Genomic DNA, 8317 nt, shown 5'->3' with positions numbered 1-8317 from the left:
CCGTCGGACATATGGTGGCGCGGGGTGGAGCAGCCCGGTAGCTCGTCAGGCTCATAACCTGAAGGTCACAGGTTCAAATCCTGTCCCCGCAACCAATACTCAAACCCCCAGCCCTCACAGGCCCAGGGGGTTTTCCTTTGCCCAGCCCACATCCAACCCATCAGCCGATACGGCAGGCGCCACGGTACGACCTTTACTCTTGCAGCCAGGGGTTGGCGGCGCGCGCGTCCCGCTCCGCCTCCTCCGATGACGGATAATAGCCGGACTTCGTGCCGCCCCACAGACCGCCCTCCACCGGGCCGGCGTCCGCCGGCGAAGGATCATAATAACGCTGCCAGCGGAGCACGTCGTAGCGGAAGCGGCCGTCAGGACCCTGCAGGATCGCCACCGCGCGCGTGGGATCACCACAGATCAGCCGCTTGACGACGACCCAGTTGCCTTCACCGCTCATGCGCGCTCACGCGCTTCCGCATCCGGGATCTCAGCCGACGGCTGGGGCAAGGCCGCGAACCAGGTCGCATAGGGGGTGTTGCGGGCGAGGTGGCGATTGAAATCGGGCGCCCCGTCCGTCCACCAGACCGGTCCCCGCTCGCCAAGTGCCCGCTTCGCCTTGTCGACGCCCTCGCGGTCCCGCGTCCGTCGCGCCCGCATGAGATCCGCCACCAGGGCCGCGCGCCTCTCCTCCGGGAGCGACGGATCGGTTTTCCGCCAGAGCCGCCCGCGCACCACGAAGTAGCGGCCGTCCGGGGTGACAGGATAAGGGGCGTCGCTCACTGGCCGATCAGGATCGGTGATGCCCGATCGTCATGCTCCGCAGGACGCCGTCGCGGCGCACCAGCCCGTGCATCAGCGCTGCGGCAAGGTGCAGCAGGATCAAGGCGAAGAAGGCCAGCGCGACCGCCGTGTGGGCCGCGCGGAGTAGCGCATAAAGCGCCAAATCATGCGGAAGGATTGGCGGCAGCACGATGCCGTCCGCCAGCCGTACAGGATATCCCCCGGCCGAAAGCATGCCCCAGCCGATCAGCGGCAAGGCGAAGAGCGTGGCATATAGCAGCACATGCGAGCCCCAGGCGATCCACCGCTGCAGGGGGGCCAGATCTTCCGGCAATGCGGGGGCGCCGGTCGCCAGGCGCAGCGGCAGGCGCACCAGTACCAAGAGGAGGATCGCGATGCCGAGCGGACGGTGCAGGTTCAGCAGCGTCACATAAGCAGGGCCGCTGGTGGAAACCATGAAGACGCCGATGAACAGCATTGCCAGCACCATCGCCGCCATCAGCCAGTGCAGCACCCGCAAGGCCGGGTGAAAATCAGGAGAAAGCCGGGTCATTGCAGCTTGTCCTTCGCCAAATCCTGTCCGACCGCACTGGGGTGCGGCCCTTCGCCGGCGCGCCGCGTGAACGACGACGAATAGGCCTTGGACCGCGCGGCGAGCAGCGGATCGTCCGAGACCGCGATTCCCGCCGGCAAGATCGTGGGATCGAAGTTGAGGTCGCGGCAGCCACCCACTTCCTCCGGCTGTACGGCCCGGATCGTCAGTGTGCCGGCGTCGATCGTGCGATGCGGCCCCTGCCAGGCGACCGTCGCCTTGTCCGTCACGTCGCCAGGATTGGCTGCGACCAGCAGCAAATGCCATCGTGACGGGCCCTTTGCAGTCCGTGCGATCATCTCGCGGAAAAGTGCGTCGCGGGGCAATTGATCGAGATGCTGCTTGTCCAGTCCTGCCAGCGGCGCGTCCGGCACGAACTGCCAGCGTACGAACCGTGTGGCACCGTGCGCGTCGGTGAAGCGGAACGCGTTGATGCTGTAATAGGTCGCGTTGGCGAAGCTGTTCGGCAAGATCGCCTGCGCCATATAGTCCTGGAATGCCTTCACTTCCGGATGGGCGGCGAGGAACGGCTTCATCCTGACCGGATCGGGTTTGCCGGTCTTCGGATCGGGTGTGGTGGCGCGCTGGAGCGCTACGAAGGATGCGACGTCGGCGACTGGAAAGATTGGGGTATGGTCGAGTGCCATTCGCCATTCCTGCCCATCGGGTGTCTTCAGCAGCAGCGCCATGGAGTGAAAGACCACCCGCCCGTCGCCGGCCAAGGGGTTGCCGCCCGCCATGGAAAAGCGGCCGAGCACCGGAATAGTCACGGCGCGGAGCGCGCCCGCCGTCGTAAGCGCGCTGCCATTGCCATTCGCCACAAATTCGCCGGTGAAGCACAAGCCTTTGGCATGCGCGCGGCGATAGCCGGGCTTCGCGCCGCCGCCATTCGCCTCCAGCGCGGCCGTGACGTCACCGCCACTGATGCGGCGGGAGCCAAGCCAGCCGGCGGACCAGCCAAAAGCGGCGAGAAGCACCAGTATCACGGCGCCGATCAGTGCGAAGGCCCCAAATATGCGCCGGTTGAGCATGGCCATGACGGTTCCCGATCCAAGCTGGTGTCACAAGGTTGGACGATGCTGCGCCGATACTATTCCCTCCGGACGCGACAAAAAATAGATGATGGGAAAAACGGCACAGGCTTCGCGTAGGCGACGATGTGCGCGGGCGTTTCTACGGGGCCGCAAAAACGTCGAAGGCCAGATAAGCCGGACCTGCGTTCAGCGTTCCCCCGGCCAGTCCTCGAAGAAGACGCGCTTGATCGCCGTGATGTCGCCCAGCCCCTGACGGGGCATGCCGATATCGCGCCGGGCCGCGCCCGGGCCATAGGAGCCGGTTTCGAAGAAGCGGGACTCCTGGGGCCGAAAGACATCCTTCATCGTGCCGTCACGCGCGGTGCCGTTCATGCTCGCCCAATGGTCCGGCGCGATATGTGCGTCCATGAAGCAATCGATAAAAGAGACCTGACCTACCGCGCGCGGGTTGGCGTAGCGGCCATCGGCAAAGCGGGTGGTGGGGTGCCATGGCCGGGCAAGCGCGACGACTCCGTTTGGCACGCCCGTTTCCCGCGTCAGGCGCGACTGATAGAAGATGATGCCGATCCGCTGATCGAGCAGGGTCGATGGGGCGGCCACGAAGGACTGCAATTCGCCCGCGGGAACCGCCGCGGCGCGGACGCGGGAACGGATCTTCGATCGTTCGATCAGCACCATTCCGTTGCCGAAGATGAAGTCGACATTCCCCGCGATCAGGCTGTCGGTGATGTGAACGCGCTTGCCGTTGGCGAAGAGCGTATCCTGGAAACCGATCAGGCTGCTGTCGCGCACGCTGACACGATCGCTGTCGACATCCAGCAGCAAGGCTACGGCCTGGGGGTTGCCGATCTTGGCGGCGTCTCCATCCGCCAGCCGATCGTTGGCGAGATAGTCATAATCATTCTCGACCGTCATGCCGGCCAGCACGACATCGCTGGCATTGATCGTCAGGGTGGCCGAGCCCGGCGTGCCCCAGCCATTGCGATGATAGGCCTTGGATGTTTGCGCGACCGCGTCGAACCGCACTTTGGTGTCGTCTGCGCCGCTGCCGATCAGGCGTATCTTGCTGCGCGCGATCGTTATCTTTTCGCGATAGCTTCCCGGGGCGACCTTGATCGTGATCCAGCGCGTGCTGCCGTCCGTCTTGGCGCGATCAAGGGCGGCTGCGATCGAACTGAAGCAGTGTTGCCGCCCGGCGCACTCTGGCCTCACCTGCAGGGTGAGCGCGCTTGCTGCCACGGGCGCCGCCAACAGCAAGGGAAAGGCCAGGAGCTTGGCAAGATCGGCTGCCTTCATCGCTTGGTCCTTCGTGTCTGATCGGCATCGACCGCCCGTAGGAAATTGTCGATGCGATCCACCAGCCGATCGAGGAAAGGCTGGAACAGCCAGAAATCGTGCGGTGCCTTGTCATAGCTATAGAAAGCGGCCCGGATCCCGTGATCGCGCAATGTCGTGAGCACATGGTCGCGGCCAGCGGTGAAACGCGGCATGCCGCTGCTGACGATCAGCGTCGGCGGCGCGCCTGGCCCGACATGGTGCGCCGCGCTTGCCTCTCGCCACGTCGCCGGCACCTGTTCGAACGCGCCACCCAGCCATTGCGCGAGCGGCGATTCAGGGCCTTTGGCATTCTCATAGCGGAGCGCCAGCGGATCGGTGGCGTCAAGCACGCCATCGAGATCGATCAGCGCGTTGGGGCGGGAGGCAACCCGCCGATCCGGCGACGCCATTGTACCGCGATAGGCGAGCAGCGCTGCCATCTGCCCCCCTGACGACGCGCCCCCAAGGGCAATTCGATCCGACGACAGGCGATAGATGGCGGCATGGTCCTGCGCCCAGGCGAGCGCATCGCCAATGTCCTCCATGCCGGCAGGGTAGGGCGCTTCCGGCGCCAGCCGATATTCCGGCAGGAAGACGGTGTAGCCGCGCTGCGCCAGGAGATTGGCCAGTGCGTAGAAATGTGCCTTGCTTCCCGATCGCCACGCGCCGCCATGGACCAGCAGCAGCCCCTGATGGCGCTGCCGATGCGGAGGCGGGCTGAAGACATCGATATGGAGGTCGCGCTCGCCCAGGCTCTTATAGACGAGGTCGAATGCGATCGTCTGGCCCGTGCGGGGTGCGACGTTGGGCCAGGCAATGCCGGGATATTGCTGGCGGTAACTCTCGAAACGGCGTGCGACCGTGTAGCTGTCATCGACCGGGTGCGTCGCGGCGCCGATCGCGGTCGGGCACAGGAGCAATGCCGCCGCCAATGCTGTCCATGTCACGCAACTCTCCGGCACATCGGCTCCGATCGATCTGGCGGCTTGTCCCCTGCATGATCGGGCCGGCGGAACCGGCCCGCCGGCCCCGACCCTGCATTAGAATTGATAGCGGATCCCGGCGAGGATCGTCCGGCCGGTGCCGGTATATTCGCGGGTGAGGAATTGGGTGCCGTCCCCCGTATCATAATAACGTTCGCGCTGGTTGTTGACGTTGATGCCCTGCAGATTGAGCGTCAGGCGCTTGGTCAGATTCCAGTAAGCGGACATGTCGATCTGAGTGGAGCCGGACTTGCGCGCGGCGGCATTGCCGTTCCCGCCGGGAATGCTGATCAGATAGCTGTCGCGGTGGTTGAGCGAAGCGCGAATGCCGTGGCTGCCCGTGTCGTAATAGACGGTCAGATTGTAGGAATTGGGCGAGAGGCCGGTCGCATCGCGCGCGTGAACATAGGTGTAGTTGGACGCGATCCCGACCGCCGACAGTCGATCGCTGATGATCGAGAAGGGCACATTGGCTGTAAGTTCGATACCCTTCACGCTATTCCCATCGGGCGTGTTGACCGCGGTGGTAAAGGTGTAGGGGACCTTCGCCGGATCGGCCTGATAGGCGGGATTGTAGCGGGGATCGGCGTAGATCGCGGCCCAATATTGCTGAGGCACTTGCTGCGTGACGATGCTGGTCGTCAGCGAGCTGATAATATCCTTGTAGAACAGGCCCGCGCTCAGCAGCCCGCCTTTGGCGAAATACCATTCAAAATTCAGGTCGTAATCGTTGGACAGATAAGGCTTCAAGAAGGGGTTGCCGAGATTGCTGACCGACCGCGTGTCATAGCTGAAGACTGGCCCAGCGATGTTGAGGGCACTGAGCGCCGGCCGCGTCATCGACCGGCCATAGGCCGCCCGCACCAGGAAATCGGGGGTGAATTCCAGCACCGCGTTCGCCGACGGTAGGAAGTTATTATAGTCGTGCTTCACCCGGACCGGAGAATTGGCGAGCGTGGCGGTGGATGTGACCGTCGTGCCGACATAGCGCGCACCGGCATTCAATCGCAGCGTCATCGTGCCGAGTTCGATGCTATCATTCAGCTCGATATAGCCACCCCTCGTGCGCTCGATCACCTGCCAATCGGCGCCGACATTATCGACATATTGATCGGGGATGAGGCCAGCCTTGTCGATGGCGTCGAAATCGATCACCGCGAAGGTCGGCAGCCCGCCGTCGATGACGCCCGACCCGAAATGCGGGATCGGGAAAGGCTTCATATATGCGGAGATTCCGGTGAGCGTGGGGTTGGTGCCCGCCGCCTCTCCATAGCGCACCAGGCGGCGGTTGAAGACGGCGCCGGCTTTGATGATGAGGTTGCCCTCGCGGAAGGTCAGATCCCCCTTGGCGGTGAAATTGTCCTTCAGGATCGAATTCAGCCGGTTCGCTGCCGTGAGCGCGTCGACATAATTGTCGGCGTCATTGGGATCATAGCTGCCGAAGCTGACCTGCGGCACATCCCGGCTGGCGCTATAATCATAGGAATAAGGATGCGGGACGGATTGGGCGTAGAAGCGAAGCTCGTCGCGGTTTGCCGAATCCTGCGCTTTTCCGATCAGACCCGCAAAGGAGAGCTGGTCGGTTATCTTATAGTCGATGTTCCCGACATATTGCTGGAAAGTCGAGCGCGAGGTCTGACGGCGATTCTCGTACCAGGAGGTGACGTCGTCAAAGCTGGCGGCAATCGCTTCTTTGCCGTTGGGCGACACGGTGAACGACAAAGGCGTCTGGCCCACGAAATTTCCGGCTGGCCCATGGGTGAGCAGCCATTCCATCGAGTTGTAATTGTTGCGATCATTGTCCAGGCGCGAGAACAAAGCGCTGGCCGTCACGGTGAGGCGGTCGTCCGGCCGGAATTGCAGCGCGCCGGAGAGGCCGAGCCGCTTTTGATCATTTCCGAAAAAATCGGCGCGCGGCAGGCGTGGCGCCCATAGGCAATCCAGCGGGTTTGCCGCGCCGCATGCCTGGGGCGTACCGGTCACCTTGGGGTTGGTGTCCGCCCAGGAATCGCCATTGATGAAGGGGCTCGTCCAGAGAACGCTGGAGCGCCCCTCCTGATAGACTGTGCGCTTGGAATAAGCCGCCGAGAACAGGACGCCGAGCTTATCGTCGGCGAAGGTGTCGCTGAACAAGAAGGCGACGCGCGGATCAACCTTGCGCGTGACGCTATTATAGCTTCCCTGTCCCGACGCCACCAGATGCAGGCCGGGGCGATCGAAGGGGCGGCCCGAATAGAGATCGATCGAACCGGCAATGCCGCCTTCCTCAACGGAGGCCCGCTGCGTCTTCTGAACGTCGATACGGTTGAACAGTTCGGACACGAACACATTGAAGTCGAAGCCGCGGCTGGAATTGACCGTGAAGCCGCCGGAATCCAGTCCGTCGGTACTGGCGGGCACTTCCATGCCGTTCAGCGTGGTGCGGGTGAAATCCGGGGCGAAGCCGCGCAGCGTGATATTGCGACCTTCGCCGCCCTCGCGGCTGATTGCGACGCCGGGAACGCGCTGGATCGATTCCGACAAATTAAGGTCCGGCATTTTCGCCATATCTTCGGCGAGCACGGATTCGGTCAGGTTGACGGTATTCCGCTTGAGGTCGAGCGCGGCGCGCAGGCTGGACCGGAAGCCGGTGATAACGATCTCGGCTGCGTCGGCTTCCTCCGTGCCGGTCGTGCCGGTGCTATCCTGCGGCGCAGGATCGGCAGTGGCTGTAGGAGCGGCCGATGCCAGCTGTAGAGCCGGCGAGGGGCGCGCGCTTTGGATCGGATCGGCCAGAGCTATGCAGGGCGACAGGAGGAAAGAGCTGCCCACCAAAGCGAGCTTGAACTGCGCACCGCGCGTAAACCGACAAACCATCTTTCGAACCCCCTCCTTGGTCGTGTCCTGTTCGCCAGCGACGCGCATCGCGCGCCCCGGCTTCTGCCGACGGTTGGTTCGAAAGGAGGATTTTGCCCGATCCGCCCCTCGTTTGCCCCGCCGAATGGCTCCTTATTAGGTAACCGGTGTCAAAAGTGCGCCGATGTCTAATCTATGTCAAGCGCCCTTATTTGTTGCGCGACCGGCAACAATTGGTTGCAGCCTGCCCCTTCATCCAGCCAGCATAAGGGCGGATTCGTGAGCCGCTGCACTTGAGAATGGAGCGAAACGATTGGAAATCTGGCAAAAACCGAAGGAAGGGCGCGCATCTCGATGCAGCGCTCATCGCGTTCCGCTAAACAAGCGTCGCTAGTTGCAGATAGCGGGAATGGCAGGCGGCGTAGGCGGTGGTCGATCCCCCTTGCGCAGAAATCTGACACCGGTTACCGATATGGAGAGAGGTGCCAATGTACGAGAAGACCTATTACGCGACCCATCCCGACATGATGGAGTGCGTCGCCAATGAGGAGTTGCGCGATCGTTATTTGATCTCGGGGCTGTTTCGCGAAGGCGAATGCGTGCTGAACTACACGCATGCCGATCGCTTCGTGATCGGCGGTGTGGCGGTGGGTGCGGGCAGCGTGAAGCTGCCCGATCAGACGGAGCCGCCGTCGGCTGCGGGCCATCCCTTCCTGGAGCGGCGCGAGCTGGCGGTCGTCAATGTGGGGCAGGTCGAGGGTGTCGTCACAGTCGATGGCGAG

General features: G+C 63.3%; 7 protein-coding genes, 1 tRNA gene and 1 pseudogene. 2 read left to right on the top strand and 7 right to left on the bottom strand.

From position 1 onward, the window contains the following. The first annotated feature begins 18 nt into the window (after nt 1-18). Nucleotides 19-95: transfer RNA gene (locus ACOJSI_RS09335), tRNA-Met, on the top strand. A 98-nt stretch (nt 96-193) separates the two neighbouring features. On the opposite strand, the gene ACOJSI_RS09330 is transcribed toward ACOJSI_RS09335, so the two are convergent. The 7 genes from ACOJSI_RS09330 to ACOJSI_RS09300 form a co-directional block, all read right to left on the bottom strand. Further along, entirely contained in the window at nt 194-451 is a 258-nt protein-coding gene (locus tag ACOJSI_RS09330; RefSeq protein ID WP_420138003.1) for a hypothetical protein, read from the bottom strand. Further along, nucleotides 448-774, bottom strand: a complete 327-nt coding sequence (locus ACOJSI_RS09325) for a hypothetical protein (RefSeq protein WP_420138002.1) — start codon at nt 772-774, stop codon at nt 448-450. The genes ACOJSI_RS09330 and ACOJSI_RS09325 overlap by 4 nt, the downstream gene beginning before the upstream one ends. 7 nt (nt 775-781) lie before the next feature. Further along, complete coding sequence (locus ACOJSI_RS09320) at nt 782-1327, bottom strand: cytochrome b (protein WP_420138001.1); 546 nt, start codon at nt 1325-1327, stop codon at nt 782-784. Further along, nucleotides 1324-2403, bottom strand: a complete 1080-nt coding sequence (locus ACOJSI_RS09315) for a catalase family peroxidase (protein ID WP_420138000.1) — start codon at nt 2401-2403, stop codon at nt 1324-1326. The genes ACOJSI_RS09320 and ACOJSI_RS09315 overlap by 4 nt, the downstream gene beginning before the upstream one ends. Before the next feature lie 183 nt (nt 2404-2586). After that, nucleotides 2587-3696: a pectinesterase family protein gene (locus ACOJSI_RS09310; RefSeq protein ID WP_420137999.1), complete on the bottom strand. Its 1110-nt coding sequence runs from the start codon at nt 3694-3696 to the stop codon at nt 2587-2589. After that, nucleotides 3693-4664: an alpha/beta hydrolase gene (locus ACOJSI_RS09305; RefSeq protein ID WP_420137998.1), complete on the bottom strand. Its 972-nt coding sequence runs from the start codon at nt 4662-4664 to the stop codon at nt 3693-3695. Before ACOJSI_RS09305 ends, ACOJSI_RS09310 begins: the two co-directional genes overlap by 4 nt. 93 nt (nt 4665-4757) lie before the next feature. Continuing rightward, on the bottom strand, nt 4758-7556 hold the full coding sequence (locus ACOJSI_RS09300) for a TonB-dependent receptor (RefSeq protein WP_420137997.1): 2799 nt from the start codon (nt 7554-7556) through the stop codon (nt 4758-4760). 467 nt (nt 7557-8023) lie between these two features. Here ACOJSI_RS09300 and ACOJSI_RS09295 point away from each other — a divergent pair. Beyond that, nucleotides 8024-8317 (top strand): annotated as a pseudogene (locus ACOJSI_RS09295) (5-dehydro-4-deoxy-D-glucuronate isomerase); the annotation flags it as partial.

The sequence above is a fragment of the Sphingomonas sp. genome, assembly GCF_048595155.1.
GTDB lineage: Bacteria > Pseudomonadota > Alphaproteobacteria > Sphingomonadales > Sphingomonadaceae > Sphingomonas_I.
This window is presented reverse-complemented; position numbering and strand designations above follow the sequence as displayed.